Source organism: Pseudoalteromonas sp. SG45-5 (assembly GCF_014164085.1).
GTDB lineage: Bacteria > Pseudomonadota > Gammaproteobacteria > Enterobacterales > Alteromonadaceae > Pseudoalteromonas > Pseudoalteromonas aliena.
Genome location: NZ_JACJEM010000035.1, coordinates 25,552 through 51,605, shown reverse-complemented (window position 1 = coordinate 51,605; position 26,054 = coordinate 25,552). Strand labels below are relative to the sequence as shown.

Annotated in this window: 20 protein-coding genes; 13 read left to right on the top strand and 7 right to left on the bottom strand. The window is 40.2% G+C overall.

The genetic code is table 11. The features are described 5' to 3' along the window. Window positions 1-271: 271 nt before the first annotated feature. The 5 genes from H5119_RS12480 to H5119_RS12460 all read left to right on the top strand — a co-directional run bounded on the left by H5119_RS12480 (window position 272) and on the right by H5119_RS12460 (window position 6,473). Entirely contained in the window at window positions 272-1,717 is a 1,446-nt protein-coding gene (locus tag H5119_RS12480) for a tyrosinase family protein (protein WP_182702462.1), read from the top strand. A gap of 9 nt (window positions 1,718-1,726) precedes the next feature. Next, window positions 1,727-2,473, top strand: coding sequence for a DUF2182 domain-containing protein (locus tag H5119_RS12475; protein WP_182702461.1), 747 nt, complete (start codon window positions 1,727-1,729; stop codon window positions 2,471-2,473). 836 nt (window positions 2,474-3,309) lie between these two features. Further along, window positions 3,310-3,891, top strand: coding sequence for a helix-turn-helix transcriptional regulator (locus tag H5119_RS12470; RefSeq protein WP_182702460.1), 582 nt, complete (start codon window positions 3,310-3,312; stop codon window positions 3,889-3,891). A gap of 536 nt (window positions 3,892-4,427) precedes the next feature. Continuing rightward, window positions 4,428-5,318: a GyrI-like domain-containing protein gene (locus H5119_RS12465; RefSeq protein ID WP_182702459.1), complete on the top strand. Its 891-nt coding sequence runs from the start codon at window positions 4,428-4,430 to the stop codon at window positions 5,316-5,318. Window positions 5,319-5,522: 204 nt separating this feature from the next. Beyond that, window positions 5,523-6,473, top strand: coding sequence for a hypothetical protein (locus tag H5119_RS12460; RefSeq protein WP_220492851.1), 951 nt, complete (start codon window positions 5,523-5,525; stop codon window positions 6,471-6,473). Between the two features lie 141 nt (window positions 6,474-6,614). On the opposite strand, the gene H5119_RS12455 is transcribed toward H5119_RS12460, so the two are convergent. Further along, window positions 6,615-6,953, bottom strand: a complete 339-nt coding sequence (locus H5119_RS12455) for a zinc ribbon domain-containing protein YjdM (protein WP_077537975.1) — start codon at window positions 6,951-6,953, stop codon at window positions 6,615-6,617. A gap of 303 nt (window positions 6,954-7,256) precedes the next feature. Here H5119_RS12455 and H5119_RS12450 point away from each other — a divergent pair, with 303 nt between their 5' ends. The 3 genes from H5119_RS12450 to H5119_RS12440 are packed head-to-tail and all read left to right on the top strand — an operon-like array spanning window position 7,257 to window position 10,289. Further along, window positions 7,257-8,651, top strand: coding sequence for a RimK family protein (locus H5119_RS12450; RefSeq protein WP_182702458.1), 1,395 nt, complete (start codon window positions 7,257-7,259; stop codon window positions 8,649-8,651). Window positions 8,652-8,655: 4 nt separating this feature from the next. Then, window positions 8,656-9,768, top strand: a complete 1,113-nt coding sequence (locus tag H5119_RS12445) for a GNAT family N-acetyltransferase/peptidase C39 family protein (RefSeq protein WP_182702457.1) — start codon at window positions 8,656-8,658, stop codon at window positions 9,766-9,768. Between the two features lie 8 nt (window positions 9,769-9,776). Continuing rightward, window positions 9,777-10,289 (top strand): MgtC/SapB family protein, encoded by a 513-nt coding sequence (locus tag H5119_RS12440; RefSeq protein WP_182702456.1) that lies wholly within the window; start codon window positions 9,777-9,779, stop codon window positions 10,287-10,289. Window positions 10,290-10,542: 253 nt separating this feature from the next. Here the strand turns inward: H5119_RS12440 and H5119_RS12435 are convergent, their stop codons facing one another. Beyond that, entirely contained in the window at window positions 10,543-11,553 is a 1,011-nt protein-coding gene (locus tag H5119_RS12435) for a GlxA family transcriptional regulator (protein WP_138586149.1), read from the bottom strand. A 126-nt stretch (window positions 11,554-11,679) separates the two neighbouring features. Here H5119_RS12435 and H5119_RS12430 point away from each other — a divergent pair, with 126 nt between their 5' ends. After that, the gene (locus H5119_RS12430; RefSeq protein ID WP_182702455.1) at window positions 11,680-13,587 is read left to right on the top strand and encodes a beta-ketoacyl synthase; all 1,908 of its coding nucleotides are present in this window, start codon (window positions 11,680-11,682) and stop codon (window positions 13,585-13,587) included. Between the two features lie 635 nt (window positions 13,588-14,222). Here the strand turns inward: H5119_RS12430 and yfaE are convergent. The 5 genes from yfaE to ubiG form a co-directional block, all read right to left on the bottom strand. Further along, the gene (gene yfaE, locus H5119_RS12425) at window positions 14,223-14,495 is read right to left on the bottom strand and encodes a class I ribonucleotide reductase maintenance protein YfaE (protein ID WP_077537971.1); all 273 of its coding nucleotides are present in this window, start codon (window positions 14,493-14,495) and stop codon (window positions 14,223-14,225) included. After that, entirely contained in the window at window positions 14,495-15,625 is a 1,131-nt protein-coding gene (nrdB, locus tag H5119_RS12420) for a class Ia ribonucleoside-diphosphate reductase subunit beta (protein ID WP_182702454.1), read from the bottom strand. Before nrdB ends, yfaE begins: the two co-directional genes overlap by 1 nt. A gap of 65 nt (window positions 15,626-15,690) precedes the next feature. Further along, window positions 15,691-17,973, bottom strand: a complete 2,283-nt coding sequence (gene nrdA / locus H5119_RS12415) for a class 1a ribonucleoside-diphosphate reductase subunit alpha (RefSeq protein WP_138584913.1) — start codon at window positions 17,971-17,973, stop codon at window positions 15,691-15,693. A 411-nt stretch (window positions 17,974-18,384) separates the two neighbouring features. Then, window positions 18,385-19,059, bottom strand: a complete 675-nt coding sequence (locus H5119_RS12410) for an HAD family hydrolase (RefSeq protein WP_182702453.1) — start codon at window positions 19,057-19,059, stop codon at window positions 18,385-18,387. Further along, entirely contained in the window at window positions 19,059-19,769 is a 711-nt protein-coding gene (ubiG, locus tag H5119_RS12405; protein WP_182702452.1) for a bifunctional 2-polyprenyl-6-hydroxyphenol methylase/3-demethylubiquinol 3-O-methyltransferase UbiG, read from the bottom strand. Before ubiG ends, H5119_RS12410 begins: the two co-directional genes overlap by 1 nt. 176 nt (window positions 19,770-19,945) lie before the next feature. Between ubiG and gyrA the strand changes: the two genes are divergently transcribed. The 4 genes from gyrA (at window position 19,946) to cmk (ending at window position 25,980) form a co-directional block, all read left to right on the top strand. Further along, window positions 19,946-22,645 (top strand): DNA gyrase subunit A, encoded by a 2,700-nt coding sequence (gene gyrA, locus H5119_RS12400; RefSeq protein WP_182702451.1) that lies wholly within the window; start codon window positions 19,946-19,948, stop codon window positions 22,643-22,645. Between the two features lie 158 nt (window positions 22,646-22,803). Continuing rightward, window positions 22,804-23,886: a 3-phosphoserine/phosphohydroxythreonine transaminase gene (serC, locus tag H5119_RS12395; protein WP_182702450.1), complete on the top strand. Its 1,083-nt coding sequence runs from the start codon at window positions 22,804-22,806 to the stop codon at window positions 23,884-23,886. Beyond that, a complete protein-coding gene (gene aroA / locus H5119_RS12390; protein WP_182702449.1) occupies window positions 23,886-25,163 on the top strand; it encodes a 3-phosphoshikimate 1-carboxyvinyltransferase in 1,278 nt (425 codons plus the stop codon). Before serC ends, aroA begins: the two co-directional genes overlap by 1 nt. Window positions 25,164-25,269: 106 nt before the next feature. Next, entirely contained in the window at window positions 25,270-25,980 is a 711-nt protein-coding gene (gene cmk / locus H5119_RS12385; protein WP_138584908.1) for a (d)CMP kinase, read from the top strand. Window positions 25,981-26,054 lie beyond the last annotated feature (74 nt).

The window sequence follows — 26,054 nt, the reverse complement described above, 5'->3', positions numbered from 1 at the left end:
ATGTGCGTAATTCAGGTCTAATGGAGTTAATGACTTATTTTGTGGATGAAAATAACCTAGCGATAAAAGATAAATTATTAACCTAAAAAGTAGATTGAATGGAACAGTTTTGTTTTTCAATTAGATTGGCTGTCTAGTTTAGTCGTGCTAACCAAAGTACGTGTAATGCATTGTAATATCAATTGGTAATAAGCTGCTATATTTTAAGCCGGCTAGAAATAATTTAGCTTACATTTAACATACTTTTAATTTACTAGACGGAGTGACTTCGATGCGTGTAAGGAAAAATGTCAGTGAAATAACTGACGATACACTACTTTGGTATTCAAGAGCAGTAGAAGCAATGAAGAAAAAAGATATTACTGATCCAACAAGTTGGTGGTATCAAGGTGCTATTCATGGTTATGGATTAGATAAAAGTACTAACTTAGCTCCAAGCGAAAGTTGGAGTCAGTTTAGCATTTGGCAGCAAGCCCAAGGCTTCCCACCACCTAATTCGCTTGTACACAGCCAATTTTGGCAACAATGTCAGCATGGTACATGGTATTTTTTACCTTGGCATAGAATGTATCTGCAATTTTTTGAAGCGATTGTGGCAAAAACGGTTATAGAGTTAGGTGGACCTGAAAATTGGACTTTACCTTACTGGAACTACTGTGATGCAAATAACCCTGCGCTCAATGATGATCAGCAACTGCAAGCGTTAAACTTACCTACAGAATTTGGCACAAAACAGCCAACCCCTGACTTTACTGGATTATGGATGGAAGAAAGAGCGCAATATACGCTCAGCTCTAAACAGGATGCGAGTTGTGAAGTGGCTCTTGCACTAGAACACTTCACAACTGTGCAACCTTCACAAAGTTTTGGAGGTGTTAAAACTGGGTTTAGTCACGATTCAGGCACTTTTGGTAAATTAGAAAATAACCCGCACAACTTGATCCATGTTGATATTGGCGGAGCGATGGGTGATCCAAATACAGCGGCTTTAGATCCTATTTTTTGGTTACATCACGCAAACATTGACCGCTTATGGCAGAGCTGGATTGACCGAGGTCGAGAGAACACTAGCGACTCTAGTTGGCTTGATCAAGCATTTGATTTTCATGATGCTAAAGCTAGCCCTGTAAGTGTTAAAGTTAAGGATGTATTGTCTACAGAGGCGCTTGGGTACACCTATAGTGAGAATTATCCTGATGTGAAGTCGCATGATGGTAATAAGGTATCTGCATTGATTTCATTGGAAGGAAACGAAATGTTTGACACTATTGCTGCAACAATAAAGTCTTTCTCGTTGAATTCGAAATCGACGTCTGCAAAACTTGAGTTCCTACCAGAAAAGCAACAGGTTGCTAAAGTATCTGCATTGGCCACTTTAACTACTCAAAGGTCGAGCCAAGTTATTATCGCTCTAGATAACATTACAGGTTCGGGTGTAGTTGGGCCTGTTAACGTGTTTGTGAAAACGTTTGCAAGTTCCGAGCGTGTTTTCGTAGGTAAAATTGGGTTGTTTGGTTTAACACAGGCTTCTACAGCAAGTGTACGTCATGCGGGAACTGGTCTTAATGTCGAGCTTGATGCTACCGAAGCACTTGAACAACTTCGTAAGCAATCGGGTTGGAAAATTGAAGACTTACGAATTGAAATTGAGCCGAATAGGGAGCTTGGTGAGGCCAATGTAATAGTAGGTCGAGTAAGTATTAAAGCTGAGGTTTGATAATACGCTATGCTTACCTCCTCTAGAAGAAGGGTTAGTTACTTAAAAGTAGCTAACCCACATTGGTCTGTACTTATATTTGCTGCTTTGCTTTGGGTTTATTATGTATGGCAGCAATTGAGTATAGGGAATGCACCTCATCAACAACATATGCACCATGATATGCATGCAAATACAGAGTCTTCTTTGTTGAAACTGGCATTCGATTGGATGGTTATGGTTTATGCAATGATGCTTCCAATGACTAGCGGTACAATCCGCTCGATAGTAAATCGAATACCATTGACAAGACAATCAAGAAGTTTAGTTGTGTTCATTTTTGGCTACTCTCTTATTTGGTTTATATTTGGTTTAGTGCTGCTGTATTTAACAGCGTTGTTGGCTGATTCATCTTTGACAATGATGTTTGAAGGCTTTCCTGTTGCTGCGATTGCATACGCACTGGCTGGTTTTTTGTGCAATGCAAAGTTTAGGATTCGATTGCTCACAGCTTGCGGTAGTATTTGGGCTCCTAGGATAACTGGTCTAAAAGCCGATATAGATATTCTGAGAATAGGTTTTGATGAGGGTGTAAAATGTGTTCAAACCTGTGCGCATATTATGATTGCAATGCATATTGCGGGGCACAGCCTGTTGCAAATGGCAATTTTAACTATAGCGCTATTTTACGAAAAGCATCTTTATAGAAATAAAAAGAACTTGTTGAGAAATACCTGTATGTTACTTTCCGTTTGGGAGCTGATCATGTTTTATTAGCAGCAAAATTGTCTTTTGATAGGAGGATTATCAAAAAGTAATCTTTATGCTTTAAATATGGTATGAAAGTCACAAAAAACCATCAAAGCTTGATGGTTTTTTATTTCGATAATAACTAATCTGAATCTCGTTTAAGAAATTGAACTAAATGTCTGTTCCGAGATCCGAACTTTCGACCAAGAAAGTATAAGAAGTTAGTATAAGAAGTTAGGATGACACTCATTATAATTATTACAGAAATCGCCAATTAGAACAGGGAGGTTAATCTGCTTTATAAACAAGGATCACATGAAAATGAGGGTTTACAGATAAAATCAAATTTGAATAGATAGTCCGTAACAACTTTTTATAATAAAGATAAAGTCTGGGGTAGTGAGCCTGCTTTTATTTAAATGAAAAGCGGAACATTACAGTGAACAAAGGCATGAATAAATTGACCTTACGAGGTCAAGTGAAAGTGAATGCCTTTAGTTTACGCTGCGGCAACTGTATTGCCTTGTTCATAATATAGAAAAACTGCAAAACACGATGCCATTAAGAAGGGGAAGCCCTTTTAACCTCAAATAAGCCACTCAGACACCTGTAATCCCTTCCAAAATGCCAATTAAAACAATATCAAACACTTCTTTATATGCTGCGTAAAAGTACAGTAATATATTGAATCAAAATAGGAACTCAGCTATGGTTTGTTTATCAAAAAAATAAAAATAAGTTAATCAACAGGCTCGTTAGCAGTATGGCAGGCATCTGTCGTTAAATTGACGTAAACATGTCGTATATAAAAAAGGAATTTCGCACCAAGATATCTTTTCAATATATTCTTGTGAGAAATAAAAATGGAAATGAAAATAAATTCTGAAAAAGTCATACATGAACGTAAATTGAGAGCTTGGAGTCAGCAGCACTTAGCTGATGCAAGTGTTGTAAGTTTAAGAACAATACAAAGAGTAGAAAATAATGGCTCTGGTTCTTTGGATACAGTAAAGGCATTAGCATCTTGTTTTGAACTAGATGTAAATGAGTTATTTAAAATTGAAATAGAGTCAACTCAAAGCAAGCCCAAGCCAAAAATTGCAGTTGCGTGTTCATTTATCTTAGCTTTATTTGGTAGTTCCTTGCTTTTAACTTCATCGTCTATGGCGTCAAATTTTGTAATTAGAGCCGAAAATGTACAGTCGTCTAGTAGTAATGATTATCACGTGTATAGTAAAAATGTTGAAATATTCTTACCAAACGATGTTACCTTTGAGCTATTAATAGATTCAAAGTGGGAAACTGAAACCCCATCAATTGCTCATGGAAGCGTTAAAATTCATTTGGAGAACTCAATTATTTATATCGATAAAGCTTCAATTACTAGAGTGGAGCATGGAACGAAAATAACTGCAAATTATGCGAAAATGGCTAAATCGGAATAATATACTGCTAACTGGGTAGCCGGAGGTATTTAACCTCCGGCTACCATACCATTCATCATACGCTTTTTATTAGTAGGACGTTAGGATGACACTCATTATAATTATTACAGAAATCGCCAATTAGAACAGGGAGGGTTAATCTGTTTTATAAACACTGGATCACATGAAAATGAGGATTTACGGATAAAATAAAATTTGAATGATAGTCCGCAACAACTTTTTATAATAGAGATAAAGTCTGGGGTAGTGAGCCTGCTTTCCTTTAGATAAAGTACAAAACTAATTAGGATAACACCTATAAATATCACCTCAAATAAGTACTTTAACACCTGTAACACCACCTAAACCCCATATTAAAACAACACCCAATCCTCTTTTAATATTTCACGGCGTATCCGATTGAATCAAAAGAGGAACTCGTCTATGGTTGAGACATTAATAAAAATAAATTTAAGCGAGTTAATCAACTGGCTCGTTTGCATACAGTTAAGTGATATGACTGTTAGATTTTACACTGTGGAAGTTGGGTCAATACCGTGGTAGATACTTCAAACAACAAAAACGCAAAAATCATTAGCCAAGTCGGACAGTATATTTATGATCATAGCGATCAGGCTATTAGCTTGGATAGTTTGGCAAATTATACAGGCTTCTCTAAGTATCACTTTAATCGCATATTTTTTGCGGCGACGGGTTACCCGTTGGGTGAGTTTATTCAGCGGCATAAACTCGAAAAAGCCTTACATTTAATTAAACAAGGAAACCACAATATTATCGATGTTGCTCTTAGCGTCGGCTATGATTCTCCTTCATCCTTTTCAAGGGTGTTTAAAAAGAACTTCTCTGTTATGCCAAGCGATATAATTCAAGGGAATTTACCGAACAATGACCGTGCTGGTAGCCTAAAGCCTAGGAAACTAAAAACTGATCAAAAATTGTTACCCGTCTGGAAAACATTACCTGAGCGAAAAGTATTCGGTTTTTATGGTAAAGGTTTTAATGAGCAATCTTTCTCAACAGTGGCTGGAGAACTATTTGGGCGTCTAGGTACTATGGCTGAGCTTTTAAGTTATACAGAGTTACAGCCTATAGGTGTTTCTGTTGATAATCCGTGGGCAGGCGAGCAGACACAAAGCCGTTTTTTTGCTGGCTTTGTTGAGGGACTCTCTACTCACCATGCGAAATTAGAAACTTTTAAGTGGCAGGCAGGCCGATGGGCCTGTTTTACACATACAGGGCCACACGATTGCATGTGGCAAACTATTTCGCAGATTTATGCCCAATGGGTACTACCTAATAACATCAAGCTTAAAGATCAACAAATTGTGCAGCTATATCTGAATAACCCAATGGAAACTAAGCCTGAAGCACTTAAAACGGAGCTGTATTTTGCAGTAGAAAACTCTGCTGAAAAAAAGAAAAGTTAACATTAGGCTAAAAGTGACGTTTCTTAAAAAAAACCGCACTTTCTGCACAGCTCAGTCTTAATAATGCACGTATATTTTAGGTATAGAATGTACAATTAAAAATAAATAGAGAGAACTATGAACCTAAATATAACTAGACTTTGTTGTGCCTGCATTATGTTATTTATTCTTTTTTTCAGTGCTCAAGCCATTTCTGGCAGTGCTATGGAGCTTAAGACAGCAGAAGTGGATTTTTTTAACCACAAAGTTAACCGACCCGTTAAAATCAAGTTTTGGTATCAAGGTGGTGTAGAGCTTTGCGAAGCAAAGGTTTGCTTATCACCCAAGCAAAAAAATCAGCGGGTTGCGATTATTTCTCACGGAGCATTTGGTTCTCCCCGTGAAATGAACTGGCTGGGTTATGCATTGGCATCACAAGGTTGGGTTGTTGCTGGAGTTGCACATTTTGGTGAGTCATGGGTTTATGGAGCTCAAAATATTGATCCGAGTTCGGCTATGCGCTTCTGGCAGCGATCTGAAGATGTAAGTTTTGCAATTGATAGTTTATCTGAAGGCGGGCTATTTAATACCTCGCTTAAAACGGACAATGTAATAATGTTTGGTCATTCTTCGGGCGGTTTTACCTCTTTAGCAATGGCGGGAGCTATTTTAGAGGAAGGTAAGTCGCAAGCTTATTGTTCGTTAGAGAAGGCAAAAGATGATAGAGGCTGTGACTATGGACAGCAAAATAAGCGTAAGCCAATGAATAAAGATATGTTAAAAAAGATTGGTTTGCTACAAGAAAAAATGCAAGACGAGCGAGTTGCAGCTGTTATTGCCTTAGATCCGGCCTTGGGACATGCCGTTAGCGAACAGAGCCTAGCTAACATAAATGTTCCTACCCTAATTTTAGGCTCCATAGAGAATGACTTTCTACCGTACAGCACACATTCCAAATATTATGCGGAGCATATTCAAGGTGCGAATTTAGTCGGTATTGAACAAAACGCAGGTCATTTTGTATACATTGATAAATGTGACTCAGAACGTAAAGTAAAAGGCGTATATTTGTGCAAGGATCGAGACGGTGTCGATCGCAAAAAAATACACAAAGAAATACTCGGGCATGTATTTAGCTTTATTTATAGAAATGGTTTAGCTAAAACAGATACCTAGTATACAAGTTGTGTGAAGGTGATACGAAAAATTCACCTTCTTATTTTCTCTAGCCAGAGATTTTCAGTAAATTCAACGTAGTTAGCGCTTAAAATAGCTGCTTGAGATAGATTTATTATCCAGAGTTCAGGTTATCCTATTTTAGTTCGCCTTTTTCACAAACTTTGCAGTTACCATCATTTCGCCAATGCCTTCTACTTTACAATCAAGTTCGTGATCTTTTTTATCAAGCACTCTTCTAACGACCGCTTTGGTGCCAATTTTAATTACTTGCGAGCTGCCTTTAATTTTTAAATCTTTGGCTACTGTCACTTTGTCGCCATCACTTAGCACAGTGCCATTGGCATCTTTAACTAAAATAACGGCTTCATCGTGTGTGTTATCTGGGTTCCACTCATGAGCGCATTCGGGGCAAACAAGCAGTTGTTGGTCTTCGTAAACATATTCACAGTGGCATTTTGGGCAAGCAGGCAGCGACATTTCTAACTCTCTTAAGGTATTGTTTTGCGTATTTTAATCTGCATTAGTTAGAAAATATAGTTAATCAATATTTTTCATCTTCACGCTAAAAATATCTCGTTTGTGCGTTTTTAAAAAAGGGCATATAAAGCACATGTCGCTTAAGCAATTTAAGCGCTAACTCGTACAGTAGGTACCTGTTAAAGCACCCATCATATTAAGTGATACGCGCAATGCCCACTTAGTACGATGGGTGTTTCTATTTATAATGCTTAGTATTTTACTAAGCATGCTTTTTATATTTTGACTTAACTAGGAAAAGTCGTGTTTAAAACCTTAATTGTGGTTGATAACAACGAGCAAACGCTTGCTCAATCGTTCGAAAATGTAATTACGTTTAATAGTTATTTACGTGATTACCCAAAACAAAATGAGCCAAAAACACGCATTATTAATCTGTGCGACTCAAGCCAATACTTGAGCAAAGGTTACTATTGCTCGTTACTTGCAGAGGCGCGCAAGCACCAAGTTTTACCCAGTGTAAAAACCATTAATGCACTTCGTAGTGGCCAAGCTCCTATGTTAAATGTGGGCCAAATAGATGGCACACTTTACTTTGGTAATGCCCAAAACGATTTACAATCAAAAGCGGCAAAGTCGGTATTTAAACAATACCCGGCGCCTATTTTATTTGTTGATGAGCAAGGCTTATTGCAACAACGGTCTTTGTCGTCTTTAAGCGAGCAACAGTACAGCGAATTTGTAGCCAAGCTAGATAACTTTACTAAAACGCAGTGGCGAATTGGTGCGGTGCAACGTCGTTTTAGATGGGACATGGCAATACTTGTTGATCATAATGAAAAAGTACCACCGAGTGATAAAGACGCCATTGCACGTTTTATTAAAGCAGCGGCTAAACACGGTATTAATGCACAAGCATTAAGCTTTGACGAAATTGATAACATTGCCCAGTTTGATGCGTTATTTATTCGCCAAACTACAGCGATTGACCATCCAACGTACCGCCTTGCAAGCAAAGCGCAAAGCCTTGGTTTAGTGGTTATTGACGACGCTGAGTCTATTTTACGTTGTTGTAATAAAGTGTATTTACACGATGCGTTTAATTATCAAAAAGTGCCAAGTTTAAAAACGGTTGTAGTGGCTGATCAGTCAAATGAAACGCTTGAGCAGCTAGAAGAAGCGTTTACGTATCCGCTTGTTTTAAAAATGCCTGAAGGGTCATTCTCAAAAGGTGTGTTTAAAGTTTCAAACCGTGATGAGCTAGCAGCTAAGCTTACAGAGCTGTTTGAGTTTAGCGCATTAGTGCTTGCACAAGAGTACATGTATACCGAATACGATTGGCGAGTGGGTGTGTTAAACGGCCGTGCAATTTATGCATGCCGCTATTTAATGGCGCGTAACCATTGGCAAATTTATAACCACGACGCGAAACGATTTTTCTCTGGTGGCTTTGAAACATTGCCAACCTTTGAGTTACCAAAAGCGGTATTAGATGCCGCATTAAAAGCGTGTAAAACGGTAGGTAGGGGTTTATATGGCGTTGATGTTAAAGAGCACCAAGGCAAAGCATACGTGCTTGAAGTAAACGACAACCCAAGTATTGATCACAAGGTAGAAGACGGCTATTTAGGCGACGAGCTATATATGATCATTATGGATGAGTTTAAACAACGCTTAGAAGCACGAGGCCGTGGGTAATAACATGAGCAACCTTGTTATTCGAAAGGCGCTTGGCAGCGATTTAAATGCACTGATTGACGTTGAAAACGCCTGCTTTAATAACGATAAATTGAGCCCGCGCAGTCTAAAGCGCTGGCTAAGTGCTAAGCACGGTATTTTACTCGTTGCAGAAAATGGCGAGCAACTATGTGGTTACGGGCTAGTGTGGTGCCATAAAGGCACGCGTTTAGGGCGTTTATATTCGCTTGCTGTAAAACCCACAATGCAAGGAAAGGGAATTGCAAAGGCATTGCTTACTAGCCTTGAAAAAGAAACGTGTGAGCGTGGGCGTATTTACCTTCGTTTAGAGGTGGCTGTAAATAACGAAGGTGCGATAGGGCTTTATAAAAGCTTGGGTTACAGAGTGTTTGGTCAATATAGCGATTATTACGATGACCACAGTGACGCACTACGAATGCAAAAAAACATTCGGCAAACGAGTGAGTTAAAAGTGGCGCGTTTAACGCCGTGGTATCAGCAAACTACCGAGTTTACGTGCGGACCTGCTGCGCTATTAATGGCAATGGGGGCACTTGAGCCAACAACTGAGCTTACCCAATCGCATGAGCTTGCGCTTTGGCGTGAAGGTACTACCATTTTTATGACATCGGGTCATGGTGGTTGCCATCCGTTTGGTTTGGCACTTGCGGCTAATAAGCGGGGCTTTAAAAGCGAAGTAATGGTTAATACCACAGAGCCTTTGTTTTTAGATGGCGTTCGTAACGAAAACAAAAAAGTGGTACTTGCCACCGTGCATCAGCAATTTGTAGATGGTATTGCACAGGAAAATATACCGCTTACGCATAAAGATGTAGAGCTTGAGCATATTGAGCAGTGGTTAAGTAAAGGCTTTAGTGTGCTGTTATTAATTAGTACATACAGTTTTGATGGTAAAAAATCGCCACATTGGGTGTGTGTTACGCACCTTGATGAGCATTGCGTGTATGTTCACGATCCTTTTTGTGAGCCTGGTAACGACAAACAGCTCGCAATAGATTGCCAATATGTACCTATTGCACGAAGTGATTTTAGTAAAATGTCAGCATTTGGTAGCCAACGTTTAAGAACGGCGGTGGCTATAGCTAATAAAATATAAGGTTAACAGTGACTTTTTTAGATTTAATTGATGTAGCCCCGTATTCGTGGGCAGCTATTGGTACCGCCGCTTTTTGCGGTGCCATTATTGGCATAGAGCGCCAATTGCGCGGTAAACCTGTAGGCATTCGTACTTCAGCGTTAATAACCTTGGGTACGTATTTGTTTTTATCCACTGCGTTTAATTTACAAGGGGATGTGATTGATCATTCTCGTGTAGTGGGGCAAATAATTACAGGTATTGGTTTTTTAGGGGCTGGTGTTATGCTCGCAAAAGATGGTGCGGTAGTTGGCGTAACATCAGCCGCGACTATTTGGGTGCTCGCATCAATAGGCGTTATGATAGCCACTGAAAACTTAGGCCCTGCAATAAAGCTTTCAGTGCTGGTGGTCGGTATTTTATATGGTGTAGACGTACTCGAAGCTAAATTTAAAAGCTTAAGCAAAGGCGTGCACACTAAAGTAAAAAACTATCAAAAACGTTACTATCGAAAAGAGTTTGATGACACGGAGCGCCACTAAAAGTGGCGTTTTTTAGTGTTATTGAAATTAGTACAATTCGAACAAGCACTATAATTAACCTGAACTCTGGATAATAAATCTATCTCGAGCAGCTATTTCCAGCGCTAACTGCGTTGAATTTACTTGCAATAGGCCAGCTATTGACGCGTAAATTCGCCTTGTTTTCACTGAAAATCTCTGGCTAGAGAAAATAAATTTAAATATCACCATGATTCAATGCGTTAGTAAATCTCTTAACCAGAGCTCAGGTTAATTAGCCAAAGAGCTTTCGCCTGACTACTTTTCTGTAGCCACTGGGTGTTTGGCTTAATACTTTTTTGAACACGCGGGTTAAATGCCCTTGGTCATTATATCCCACTTCTAAAGCCACTTCTTGAATTGATAAATTTGATGATGCTAATAACTCCTTCGCACCTTCTACGCGTAATTGTTGCCAATACTCAATAGGGCTTTGATTAGTGGCGGCTCTAAAGCGGCGAGTAAAAGTACGGTAGCTCAAGCTAAATTGGGCAGCGACTTCTTGCAAGTTTAGCTCGGTGGCTAAATTAGTTTTTAGCCAAAATTGAATTTGCGCAATTAGCTCATCGGGGTGGCGGTCAACTGCACCTTCTAAGTAGCGTTGATCTTCGTAGGGTTTGCGTATTTCGTGTGAAAAATTACGTTCTACATGCTGCGCGGCGGCTTTTGTATAGTACTGGCTAATAATATGCACGATCACATCTGCAAGCGCATTAAGACTCGCTACTGTATACATCCGCTCTGACTGGGTTATAAAAAAGTCGGGCTTTAAACGTACCTGCGGGTAGTCATGGCTAAATTGTTTGGCGTAATGCCAATGGGTGGTAGCAGGGTGCCCATCAAGTAAGCCAGCCTCTGCTAATAAGCAGTTGCCAGTACCTACACCAATTATATGACTGCCTGCACTAAAGCTTTCGCTTAGCCAATCAACTACGTGTTGATTTGTACGCACTACTGGGCGTGGGTTTCGCCAAATACCCGGCACTATAATTAAATCGCTGTAGGGCGCGTTGGTTGTTATGCAATCAGGATTTATTGCAAGGCCTGCGCGAGTAGCTATAGATTCTGCATTTTTAGCCACTAAATTTATAGCAAGCGGTCTAAAACTTTGCTTATCAAGATGGCCTTTAGCAAAGGCCTCGCCGGCTCTTAGCATTTCTATAGGTAGCGTTAAACTAGTCACTAATAAATGCGGATAAACCGCGATAGCAATATTTATAGGTGGATTAGTGTATTTATCAGTCATATAAATGCTCCGACCAGTACGTTTTGGCCTTTTGTGCTGAATATTTGGCTATTAAAGCACAATGTGTAGTGCGTAATCCATTTAAACTGCCTTTTCTCCTTATAGCACGTTTTTTAAAGGTAAATTATGACAGCATTACCCGTTATAGTAGGCATGGGTGGCATTAACGCCGCTGGCCGTACTTCTTTTCATCAAGGTTATCGCCGTATCGTGTTAGATAGTTTAAATGCTCAAGTCCGGAGTGAAACATTTTTAGGCCTCGCCACACTGATGAATCTAGTCAGCGTTGTAAACGGCCAATTACAAGATACACAAGGTAATAATGTTGAGCAAAGCGACATAGAAGCACGCTTTGGTGAGCAAATTATTGCTGGTACACTTATTCGTAAAATTGAAAAAGAACACTTTGATGCCGATGCCACACCGTGGCAGCAAAAAATGACACTGAGCGCATCAAGCGATAACGCAATTGTGTTTGAAACGCGCGCTCGCGATTTACCAACGCCGGTTCCAGCTAGCTGGCAAGTTGAAGAACTTGAAGGCAAAAAAGTAAAAGTAACTATTGCAGCCGATTTAGATGTTAAGCATAACTCAACGCGTGATAATCCAATTAAATCTGCTGGGCAATTTCCGACTGGGTTTGATCCGTCTGTTATGTATAACAGCCGCTACCAGCCTCGTGGTTTGCAGGCGACTATTTTTGCAGCTACTGATGCGATTAAATCAACAGGGCTTGATTGGCAGCATATTATGAATAGCGTCGAGCCAGATAAAATTGGTACTTATTCAGCATCGGTAATTGGCCAAATGGACGACAAAGGCCTAGGCGGGTTAGTAAAAGCGCGCCAACAAGGCGACCGTGTTAGCACTAAACAGTTAGCACTGGGTTTAAATACAATGTCGACTGATTTTATTAATGCCTATGTTACAGGCAATGTAGGTACTACGTTTTCGACCTCGGGTGCATGTGCAACGTTTTTATATAACTTACGTGCGGCGGTTAACGACATACAAGCAGGACGTACGCGGGTTGCAGTCGTTGCAAGCGTTGAGTGTGCTATTACACCCGAAGTGGTTGAAGGCTTTGGTAATATGAGTGCACTTGCAAATGTTGAAGGGCTGCGTCGTTTAGATAACTTATCAAATGATGAAGAACCAGATTACCGTAATAGTAGCCGACCATTTGGTGATAACTGCGGCTTTACATTAGGTGAAGGCGCACAAGTTGCAATTTTAATGGATGATGCGTTAGCCCTTGAGTTGGGCGCTGATATTATGGGCTGCGTACCTGATGTGTTTGTAAATGCAGATGGCGTTAAGAAGTCGATTACATCACCAGGACCAGGTAACTATATTACAATGGCAAAATCAGCCGCACTTGCTAGTAGCTTATTAGGTAAAGAAGCACTGCAAGAACGTAGCTTTATTTTAGCGCATGGTTCGAGTACTCCGCAAAATCGTGTAACAGAGTCACTTATATATCATAAAGTGGCACAAACGTTTGCTATTGATAATTGGAAAGTGACAGCACCAAAAGCATACGTTGGCCATACTATTGCCCCTGCAAGTGGCGATCAGTTAGCGATTGCTTTGGGTGTATTTAGCCACAATATTATGCCAGGTATTACCACAATAGATAAAGTAGCAGACGACGTTTATAGCGATCATCTTGATATTCGTAATAGCCATTACGAATGCGCTGATATGGATATTGCTTTTATAAATTCAAAAGGCTTTGGCGGTAACAATGCAACAGCGACCGTACTTTCTCCAAAAGTAACAATGAAAATGCTCGCTAAGCGCCATGGTGGTGACGTTATGACTAGCTACACTCAGAAAAATAGTGTGGTTAGAGCTTCGCAGAAAACGTATCAAACACAAGCAGATTTAGGCCAGTACGAACTTATTTATCGCTTTGGCGATGGACTTATTGACGACAACGATATTGTAATAGACGAGCAAAGTATTCAGTTACCAGGCTTTGAAAAAGCAATTACGTTTAGTACAACAAACTCCTATCAAGATATGTTTTAAGCACACATACTTGTTAGCAAGGCGCTTTTTAAGCGCCTTTTTTAATGCTTTAAATATACGTAACCTGAACTCTGGATAATAAATCTATCTCGAGCAGCTATTTTCAGCGCTAACTGCGTTGAATTTACTTGCAATAGGTCCGCTATTGACGCATAAATTCGCCATGTTTTCACTGAGAATCTCTGGCTAGGGCCTGTTTATCTTTCGAGGTTAAATTTGCAGCAGACTGTTTGGTATTTAAGCAAGGCAGAGCCTATGTAGTGTGGTTATTCCCCATAAATAGGCGATAACGCAGCATAAATGCCAAACATGCGCTGCCCGAAGGGCTCTGCCTAGGGGCAATTAACTCTTTGTTGCTCGGTTTTTACTTAGCCCACTAGGTTACAAACCTCACGCCGCGATTAAATCGCCCCTAGATTGAACAAATTTTAATCCTGAAAGGTCAACAGGCTCTAGAGAAAAATAAATTTAAATATCATTATGGTTCAATATGTTAGTAAATTTCTTAACCAGAGCTCAGGTTACGTAATCAATTAGAGAAATAAAGCCTGACGCTAACGGCGTTAAAATTTCAGCCTTGTTGTTGATATGACTTTCTTACCTCAAAGTAGACCACTTAATCAAGCGAATTGGTATTACTTTAAGTTAATGCTTATATTACCGTTGGGTTTACAGCAGCATAGGAGGATCTCGCCTTCGCGGACAAACGCTAGTGGCTCTTCATTATATTCAACGTTACCGGATACCAAAATAGCCCTGCACGCACCGCAATAGCCTTCACGGCATTGAAATGCAACGTCTATTTTTTTAGATTCTAAGCAGTGTAAAAGAGAAGGGCAGCCAGTATTAAATTCTATACGCTGGCTGCTTTGTGCAAGAGTTATACTTGCAGTTGTACTGTCACTCATTATAAATCAAAGTCACCAAATTCTGAGGCATCAACTTGAGAGTCTATTTGACCAACAAGGTATGAGCTTATTTCGGCTTCTTGCGGTGCAACCTGAACGTTATCAGAAACAAGCCATGAGTTTATCCATGGAATAGGGTTACTGTTGTTTTCAAATTGTGCTGGTAAACCAATCGCAGTCATACGCGCATTGGTGATGTATTCAACGTACTGACATAGAATATGTTTATTTAAACCAATCATTGAGCCGTCTTTGAATAGGTATTCTGCCCATTCTTTCTCTTGCTCTGCGGCTTCTACAAACATTTTGATTGCTTCGTCGCGGCATTGGGCAGCAACAATCGCCATTTCTGGGTCGTCTTTACCGTCTTGCATAATGTTTAGAATATGCTGAGTGCCCGAAAGGTGTAGTGCTTCATCGCGCGCAATAAGCTTGATGATTTTAGCGTTACCTTCCATCAGCTCACGCTCAGCAAACGCAAACGAACATGCAAAGCTTACGTAAAAGCGAATCGCTTCAAGAATGTTTACCGACATCATAGCGAGGTAAAGTTTCTTTTTAAGCTCAAACAAATTCACGAGAACAGTTTTACCATTAATCTCGTGTTTGCCTTCACCGTATAAATTATAAAGCGATACAGAGTTGATTAAGTCGTCGTAGTATTTAGTTACCGCATCAGCACGTTCGCTAATTTTATCGTTGCTAACAATGTCATCAAAAATAAGTTCAGGCGCTTGCGTTACGTTACGAATAATATGCGTGTACGAGCGGCTATGAATTGTTTCACTAAACGCCCATGTTTCTATCCACGTTTCAAGTTCTGGTAGCGATACGATAGGTAGTAGGGCTACGTTTGGCGAACGCCCTTGCACGCTATCAAGTAACGTTTGATATTTTAAGTTACTTAAAAATATGTGCTTTTCGTGATCAGGTAAAGCTTGAAAGTCTAAACGGTCTTTACTTACATCTACTTCCTCAGGACGCCAAAAGAAAGATAGTTGCTTCTCAATTAATTTTTCAAAAATAGGGTATTTTTGTTGATCATAACGAGATACGTTTACAGTTTGGCCAAAAAACATTGGCTCTTGCATTTGATTATTATGGTTTCGGCTAAAAGTAGTATAAGACATGTTTATCACTCAAAAAACTATCAGAAAAAGCGGGCTAGATGCCCGCTTAAAATTAAAATCAGCAGTTATATTTTACACGCGCCGCCTTCACAATCGTCATCTTCCACGTCAGGAGTATCTTCTTGTGAATCTGAGGCACCATCGCGTGTATTGTGGTAATACAAGGTTTTAACACCTAGTTTGTACGCGCTCAGTAAGTCTTTTAACAAGACTTGCATAGGTACTTTACCGCCTTCGAATTTATTTGGATCATAATTTGTGTTTGCTGATATTGTTTGGTCAACAAATTTTTGCATTATGCCCACAAGTTGTAAGTAACCATCGTTTGATGGGATATCCCACAGTAATTCGTAGTTATCTTTTAAACGCTCGTACTCAGGTACCACTTGTTTTAAAATGCCGTCTTTACTTGCTTTAACGCTAATATGGCCACGTGGTGGCTCAATACCATTTGTTGCATTAGAGATTTGCGACGATGTTTCTGATGGCATTAACGCACTTAGTGTTGAGTTACGCATACCGTGCTCTTTAATATTTGCACGTAGTGTATCCCAATCAAGATGAAGTGGCTCATCACAAATTTTATCTAAATCACGTTTATACGTATCGGTTGGCATTATACCTTGTGAGTACGTTGTTTCGTTAAATTTAGGGCATGCACCACGCTCTTTAGCAAGTTCGTTAGATGCCTTCATTAGGTAATATTGAATCGCTTCAAATGTTTTGTGAGTCAGTGCATTTGCGCTGCCATCAGAATAACGTTTACCGTTTTTAGCTAGGTAATATGCGTAGTTAATGACACCTATTCCTAACGTTCGACGACCCATAGTTGCATTTTTAGCAGCCGGTACTGGGTAGTCTTGGAAATCAAGTAAGTTATCAAGGGCACGCACCGCAAGCTCAGCTAGCTCTTCAAGCTCATCAAGTGATTCTATTGCACCTAAGTTAAACGCAGACAGTGTACAAAGGGCAATTTCGCCTTCTTCGTCATTTACGTTATTAAGTGGCTTGGTTGGTAATGCAATTTCTAAACATAAGTTAGATTGGCGAATAGGCGCAACTTTAGCAATGAACGGGCTGTGTGTATTACAGTGATCCACATTTTGTAAATAAATACGACCTGTACTTGCACGCTCTTGCGCAAACATAGAGAAAAGCTCAATGGCTTTAATGCGTTTTTTACGAATAGACTCATCTTGTTCGTATTTTACGTAAAGCGCATCAAATTCCGCTTGGTCTTCAAAAAATGCATCGTAAAGGCCTGGCACATCGGATGGGCTAAATAACGTAATGTAATCGTCTTTAATTAAACGAGAATACATTAATTTATTAAATTGTACGCCGTAATCTAGGTGACGAACACGGTTGTCATCTACACCACGGTTATTTTTAAGAACCAGTAGGTTTTCTACTTCTAAGTGCCAAAGCGGGTAGAATAATGTTGCAGCGCCGCCACGTACACCACCTTGCGAACAGCTTTTAACAGCCGTTTGAAAGTGCTTATAAAAAGGAATACAGCCAGTGTGATAAGCTTCACCGTTACGGATGTGACTACCTAGCGCACGAATTCGACCTGCATTTATACCAATACCTGCACGTTGTGATACGTACTTAACAATGGCAGAGGATGTTGCATTGATTGAATCAAGGCTATCACCACACTCTATTAATACACATGAGCTAAACTGACGAGTAGGAGTACGTACACCTGCCATAATAGGCGTAGGTAATGAAATTTTGAACAACGATACGGCATCGTAAAAACGCTTAATGTACGAAACGCGTGTTTCACGTGGGTAGTCTGCAAATAGACTTGCGGCGACTAAAATATATAAAAACTGCGCGCTTTCGTATATCTCGCCCGTTACACGGTTTTGAACGAGGTATTTACCTTCAAGTTGCTTAACAGCCGCGTAACTAAAATTTAGATCGCGTGAGTGATCAAGGTATTCATCTAGTTCATCAAATTCTTGCTCTGTGTAATCAGCAAGTAAATGTGCATCGTAGCGCTTATCGCCAACCATTTTAGTTACGTGATCAAATAAACGCGGTGGCTCAAATTGGCCATACGCTTTTTTACGTAAATGAAATACAGCTAAACGCGCTGATAGGTACTGATAATCTGGCGATTCTTTTGAAATCTGATCTGCGGCAGCTTTAATAATGGTTTCGTGGATGTCTTTAGTGCGGATACCATCGTAAAATTGAATGTGAGATTTTAATTCAACTTGTGAAACCGAGACGTTATTTAAACCTTCGGCGGCCCATTCAATAACGCGATGGATCTTATCAAGATCAAGTGGCTCTTTACGGCCGTCACGTTTGCTTACAGATAACAGTTGGTTCATAGCTTTGCCTGTATTCCTTGGGGATTTAGTATTTTGACCAATGTTGTACTCCTTAAATTACAGCAGGAGCACTCATTTATTATAAGTTTCACCAAATTGATGAATTTAATTGAATAACATTTGGCCACAATATCTGGTGTTGTTCAATTTAGAGATCACAAGATAGTGTGGTCTGAGTCGTTTTGCAAGGGACATAATTGCCCCTATTTGTGGATAACTTTGGGATAACACACTTGTGTTAGTAAGCATTAACCTTTGATCATTAGGTGAAGTTGAAATTTCTAAAAATCAACTAATGATCTACTAAATTTGCGCTTTTAAAAAATAAATTGTAACTGAGTTTTTTATCAGCAGACTTTGACTAAAAACTGACTAAATCACAATATATAGTGTTTATAAATTAACATGGCACTATATATGGTTAAAAACATCAATTGGACTTTGCCAGTTAAAATCAGCTTTCCAGCTTAATGCTTCTTCATTGTTGGGTATGTAACCCCAAAGTGCTGTGGCGGTGTGCATACCTGCAGCTTTACCTGCTTGTATATCACGCTGTGCATCACCAATGTACAAACAACGGTTTGGTTTTACTGCCATAAGCTTTGCACAATGTAGTAGTGGTAGCGGTGATGGTTTGGCCTCAGCCAAGGTATCGCCACTTATGACTACGCTGGCGTTTTTTAAAGCGGGGATTGCTGCCACCAAAGGATCGGTTAAAAATCCTGGTTTGTTGGTCATGATCCCCCACTTGATCTTTTTTTGATCAAGCGCGATAAGTAAAGATTCTACGCCTTTAAAACACGTGGTGTGTTTTGCTATGCTGGCCGCGTATTCATCAAGCAGTTGTTTTATAAGTTCTGCCTGTGGCTGCTCAGGCCATTTATCTTTAAAACCTGCAGCTAACAGTGCACCCGCTCCATTAGAGGCTGCGAGACGGTATACATCGCTTGTTACTTCATCCATTTGTTGTGCGCGAAGTACCGCATTTAGCGCAGCACCTAAGTCGTCGGCGGTATCGAGTAGGGTGCCATCTAAATCAAACAAAAATGCGTCGTACTCTATATGAGGTAAATGAGAGTTCGCCATTAGGCTAACTTCTCAAAGTGTAGAATGTAATTTACGCTTACATCTGTGTTAAGTGTATATTGTTTTGATAATGGATTATATGATAACCCCGCACTTGCACGTACCTTTAAACCGGCTTGCTCAGCCCATGCAATCAGTTGCGCAGGTTTTATAAACTTTTTATGGTCATGTGTACCCTCAGGCACCATTTTCAGCAGCTTTTCGGCGCCAACAATCGCATATAAGTAGGCCTTAGGTGTTTTGTTCAAAGTTGAAAAAAACACATCTGCGCCTGGTTTTGCAAGTGCGGCTACGGCATGAATAATAGAAGCAGGGTCTGGAACGTGCTCTAGCATTTCCATGCAGGTGATCACATCAAAGCGAGCAGGGCGCTGTGTTGCAAACTCTTCTGCAGGCACTTTAATGTATTCTACATTTACACCGGTTTCTAGACTATGCAATTTAGCAACAGTTAAGGGCTCCTGACCCATATCGATACCCGTCACTTTTGCACCCATACGCGCCATACTTTGGCTTAGAATACCGCCGCCACAGCCAACATCGAGTGTGTCTTTATCAAACAGACCTTGGGTTTTATGCGCTATAAAGTCTAAACGTAACGGGTTAATTTCGTGAAGAGGTTTAAACTCTCCCTCTAAATCCCACCAACGCTCTGCGATGGCTTCAAATTTTGCTATTTCTGCGTGATCTACATTTTGATGTTCGGTCATAAAATACTTCCTCGTCAATCTGAGGCCATTATATAGGGCAAAATTGATAAATCGCAAAGTTTTGCGCCTGTAAATTAAAATTAATTGTGATAGCATAGCTGTTAGTAATAATAACAAATACTCTTGATGCCTAATACTGGGTTGTTGAGAGCAAATACTGAAGGAATGTGATATCAATGACTGATTTCGCCCATGGCATTCAGCCGGTCAATATTGAAGACGAGTTAAAAAACTCCTACTTAGATTACGCGATGAGCGTAATTGTAGGACGTGCATTACCAGACGTACGTGATGGTTTAAAACCTGTTCACCGCCGCGTTTTGTTTGCAATGAACGAGCTTAGTAATGATTGGAACAAGCCTTACAAAAAATCGGCACGTGTTGTCGGTGACGTAATCGGTAAGTACCATCCACACGGCGATAGTGCAGTTTACGACACGATAGTACGCATGGCGCAGCCATTTTCACTTCGTTACATGTTAGTCGATGGTCAAGGTAACTTCGGTTCGGTTGATGGTGATTCAGCAGCAGCAATGCGTTATACAGAAGTACGTATGGCAAAAATGTCGCATGAATTATTAGCCGATCTTGACAAAGAAACGGTTGATTTCGTTCCTAACTACGATGGCACAGAGCAAATCCCAGACGTTTTACCGACAAAAGTTCCTAACTTATTAGTAAACGGTTCATCGGGTATAGCTGTAGGTATGGCAACAAACATACCACCTCACAATCTAACTGAAGTTGTGAATGGGTGTTTAGCACTTATTTTGAATCCTGATTTAACGATTACTGAGTTAATGGATTACATTCCGGGTCCTGATTTCCCTACAGCTGCGATTATCAACGGTAAAAAAGGCATAGAGCAAGCCTACCAAACTGGCCGTGGTAAAGTGTACATGCGTGCACGTGCAGAGATTGAAACAGACGAAAAAACCGGTCGTGAAACAATTATAGTGCACGAAATTCCGTATCAAGTTAATAAAGCACGTCTAATTGAAAAAATTGCCGAGCTTGTTAAAGATAAAAAAATTGAGGGCATTAGTGCACTTCGTGATGAATCCGATAAAGACGGTATGCGTATCGTTATTGAGATCAAACGTGGTGACGTAGGCGAAGTTATTTTAAATAACTTATATGCACAAACTCAGTTACAAACTGTATTTGGTATGAACATGGTTGCTTTAATTAATAACCAACCTAAGTGTTTTAATCTAAAAGAAATGCTTGAAGAGTTTATTATTCACCGTCGTGAAGTAGTAACTCGCCGTACTGTTTTTGATTTACGCAAAGCGCGCGACCGTGCACACATGCTAGAAGGCTTAGCTATTGCACTTGCAAACATTGACCCTATTATCGAACTTATTCGCAAGTCCCCCACGCCTGCTGAAGCTAAAATTGCTCTAACAGCACGTTCGTGGGAATTAGGTAATGTACAAGCTATGCTTGAAAAAGCAGGCGAAGATAATGTTGCACGCCCAGATTGGCTTGCTGCCGATTTAGGTATTCGTGATGGTCAGTACTTTATTTCTGAGCAACAAGCCCAAGCTATCTTAGACTTACGTTTACATAAGCTAACAGGTCTTGAGCATGAAAAAATCCTTAGTGAATACCAAACATTATTAGATTTAATTGCTGAGCTTTTATATATTTTGGCAACACCAGAGCGTTTAATGGAAGTTATTCGTGATGAGTTAGTTGAAATTAAAGCACAATACGGCGATGAACGTCGTACAGAAATTAATGCCGCAGCTCACGATATCAGCCTTGAAGACTTAATTACGGAAGAAGACGTTGTCGTCACACTTTCTCACGAAGGTTATGTGAAATATCAGGCATTGTCTGATTACGAAGCACAACGCCGTGGTGGTAAAGGTAAATCAGCAACGAAGATGAAAGATGAAGATTTCATTGAACGTCTACTCGTTGCAAATACGCACGATACTATTTTATGTTTCTCTACGGCCGGTCGTTTATATTGGCTTAAAGTATATCAGTTACCACTGGCAAGTCGTGCAGCGCGCGGTAAGCCAATTGTTAACTTGTTACCACTTGAAGCTGATGAACGTATTACTGCTATATTGCCAGTACGCGAGTACGCAGAAGATAAATACATCTTTATGGCAACAGCATTTGGTACAGTTAAGAAAACACCATTAACGGCTTACAGTCGTCAACGTGCAAGCGGTATTATTGCTGTTAACTTAAATGATGGCGATAGCTTGATTGGGGTTGATATTACCGATGGTAGCAACGAAATTATGTTGTTCACTGATGCAGGTAAAGTTGTGCGCTTTAAAGAAGCTGAAGAAACAACAGTTGTTGATGAAAACGGTAACCCAGTATTAGACGAAGAAGGTAACCCTGAGATTCGCTTCAAAGGTGTTCGCCCAATGGGTCGTACTGCTACGGGTGTTCGTGGTATTAAAATGCCAGACGAGCAACGCGTAGTATCGTTAATTGTACCAAAAACTGACGGTGCTATTTTAACGGTAACTGAAAATGGTTACGGTAAGCGTACACAACTTGAAGATTACCCATCGAAGAGTCGTGCAACACAGGGTGTTGTATCAATTAAGGTGAGTGAACGTAACGGTGCTGTTGTTGGTGCTGTGCAAGTTGACGACAACGATGAAATAATGATTATTTCGAATCGTGGTACCTTAGTACGTACTCGTGTTAATGAAGTTTCTACGGTTGGACGTAACACCCAAGGTGTTATTTTGATCAGAACTATTGACGAAGAGCAAGTAGTTGGTTTACAACGTATAGAAGAGATTGAAGTTACTCAAAGTGACTTGGTTGATATTGAAGACGTTGAAACAGTAGATACAGTTGTTGATGAAGTAGCGGATGATAATCCTCCTTCAGAATAATTGAGATTGAAAAAGCGGCCTTGGCCGCTTTTTTTAATGTTGTTGAAAAAAATTAACAGTGTATGAGATTATATTTATTCATTAAAATCGTGAGATTGAGTGGATGGATATTATAGGTTCATGCATAGTCGTTAAATTACTGGAATGAGGCAAAGGTAATGAGTAAATATAATTTTTGTGCGGGACCGGCTATGCTACCGCAAGCGGTTATGAAAAAAGCGCAAAAAGAGTTTCTAGATTGGCAAGACCTAGGTGTTTCTGTAATGGAAATGAGTCATCGCAGCAAAGAGTTTTTAGCATTAACTGCAAAATGTGAGGCAAGCCTTAGACGCTTGATGAACATTAGTGACGAATACGAAGTGCTATTTATGCACGGTGGCGGTCGTGGCCAGTTTAGCGCCGTGCCATTAAATTTACACCAAGATGGCAAAACTGCTGTTTATTGTGAAAATGGCGTGTGGTCAAAAAGTGCAACGGATGAAGCTAACAAATTTACCAAAACGCTTTCAATTGATGTTCGTAACGATGTAAATGGTGAGTTTTCGATTAAACAGGTTGCTGATTGGGTTTTACCTGAAGATGTATCTTACATTCACTATTGCCCTAACGAAACGGTAGATGGCCTAGAGATTTTTGATGTGCCGAGTCATCCAACTGCACCAATTGTTGCTGATATGTCATCGACTATTTTATCGCGCGAAATAGACGTAAATAAATTTGACTTAATTTATGCCGGCGCACAAAAAAACATAGGCCCATCGGGCATTTCGATTGTTATTGTTCGTAAAACATTACTTGAGCGTGAAGGTCTTCCTAAACCCGGTATTTTAGATTACGCCTTGGAAGCAAAACAAGGCAGCATGTTTAATACACCTCCCACCTTTGCGTGGTACTTAGCGGCTGAAGTATTTGAATGGTTAGAGCTAAATGGTGGCGTAAAAGCCATGGAAGTTCAGAACATAGCTAAAGCGCAGCTACTTTATGATTTTATTGATGGATCGAGCTTTTATACAAATAAAGTAGCTAAGCATTGTCGTTCACGTATGAACGTTCCATTTTGGCTTGTTGATGAAAGCTTAAATGATAAGTTTGTAGCTCAATCTAATGATGCGGGTTTGCTTGCACTTGAAGGGCATCGAATTGTAGGCGGTATGCGCGCGAGTATTTATAATGCGATGCCACTAGAGGGTGTTCAAGCACTTGTTAGTTTTATGGACGCATTTGCAAAGGAGCACAGTTAATGGAGCAACTTCGTTTAGACCCTATTTCTCGTGTAAACGGCAGCGTGACATTACCAGGCTCAAAAAGTTTATCTAACCGTATTTTGTTACTTGCAGCACTTGCAAATGGTACAACCGTTGTTGAAAATTTGCTCGATAGTGATGATATTCGTCATATGTTGGGCGCTTTAAAGTTATTAGGTGTAAATGTTACTTTAAACAATGAGCGAACAGTTGCAACGGTTGAGGGCGTTGGTGGTGTATTTAAAACGCCTAGTGAGCCGTTGTTTTTAGGTAATGCGGGTACTGCTTACAGACCTTTAACGGCTGTGCTTGCTGCCGTTGCTGGTGAGTATGAGCTAATTGGCGAGCCACGTATGGAAGAGCGTCCGATAGGGCACTTGGTTGATGCTCTACAAGCGCTTGGTGGTGATGTTACTTATACAAAACACAAAGACTACCCACCACTTAAAATTGTAGGTGGTCAAATAAAAGGTGGTGATGTTGAAATTGATGGCAGTATTTCAAGTCAGTTTTTGACCGCTTTGTTAATGGCTGCACCGTTATTTAATGGTGATACACAAATTACAATTAAAGGGACGTTAGTCTCTAAGCCTTATATTGATATTACCCTTGATGTAATGGCACGTTTTGGTGTGAATGTTGAACACAGTGATTATGCAACGTTTAAAGTTAAAGGTGGTCAACAGTATCAATCGCTTGAACGTATTATGGTTGAAGGCGATGCATCTTCTGCTTCTTATTTCGTGGCAGCAGCAGCGATTGCTGGTGGCGAAATTGAAATTAAAGGAGTAGGTGCTAAATCGGTCCAAGGGGATATTGGTTTTGCTAAAGTCATGGAGCAAGTCGGTGCCAAAATCGATTGGTATGATGAGCGACTTGTTGTACGTAAAGGCGAGCTAAAAGGCGTAGATATTGACGCCAATACAATTCCTGATGCTGCTATGACTCTTGCAACAGTGGCGCTTTTTGCAAAAGGTCCAACTGCTATCCGTAATATTTATAACTGGCGTGTAAAAGAAACAGACAGGCTACACGCAATGGCAACTGAGCTTAGAAAGGTTGGTGCTGAGGTAGTAGAGGGACACGACTTTATAGAAATTACACCGCCTAAACACTTCAACGATGTAGCAATAGACACTTACGATGATCACCGCATTGCAATGTGTTTTGCTATGGTAGCCGTTGGTGGAAAGCCTATAACGATTAATGATCCGAAGTGTACCTATAAAACATTTCCTACATTTTTCAATGTATTAGCATCAGTGAGTGAATAGGACTGTTATAACTATTTATAAAAAGTTACACACTAATAGCAGATATATTTTAATAACTGACGTATAATATCGCGGTTTATTTAGGTGTGCATTGCAGGAGGTTTAAATGCAGGCGTTATTAATGCCCGTGATCACCGTTGATGGCCCAAGTGGTTCAGGTAAAGGAACTGTTTGTCGCTTGTTAGCCGAAAAGTTGGGATGGGATGTATTGGATAGCGGTGCAATTTATCGCGTATTATCCCTTGCAGCACTTCATCATCAAATAGCATTAGACAATGAAGAGGCACTTGTGCCGCTCGCTGCAAACTTAGATGTACAGTTTTTGGTGGATAGCCAAACTAATGCTGGAAAAGTTATTTTAGAAGGCGAAGATGTAACAACCACTATTCGTAATGAAGAAGTCGGGTCAGCTGCGTCAAAAGTAGCTGCGTTACCTCGTGTTCGTGAAGCATTATTGCGCCGCCAGCGTGCATTTCGCAGTGAAAATGGCTTAATTGCCGATGGTCGTGATATGGGCACTGTGGTTTTTCAAGATGCACCGTTAAAAATTTATTTAACAGCAAGTGCACAAGAGCGTGCGCGCAGACGTTTTGTTGAGTTGAATACGCGCGGTCTTGATGTTACACTGAGTGGTCTATTACAAGACATTCAAGATCGTGATGAGCGCGATATGAATCGTGCGGTTGCGCCGCTTGTACCTGCGGAGGATGCCATAGAGCTCGATACTAGCGAACTCAATGCTCAGCAAGTGTTTGATAAAGTTATAACTTTATTAGACATTGCTATCTCTGAAGGTAAGCTTCCTAAACGAAGCTAAAACACATTTTATGCACCAGCAGGATGCCAGTGCTATTTTAACAACCCCATGCAGCATGGTTGCTTATTGGTATT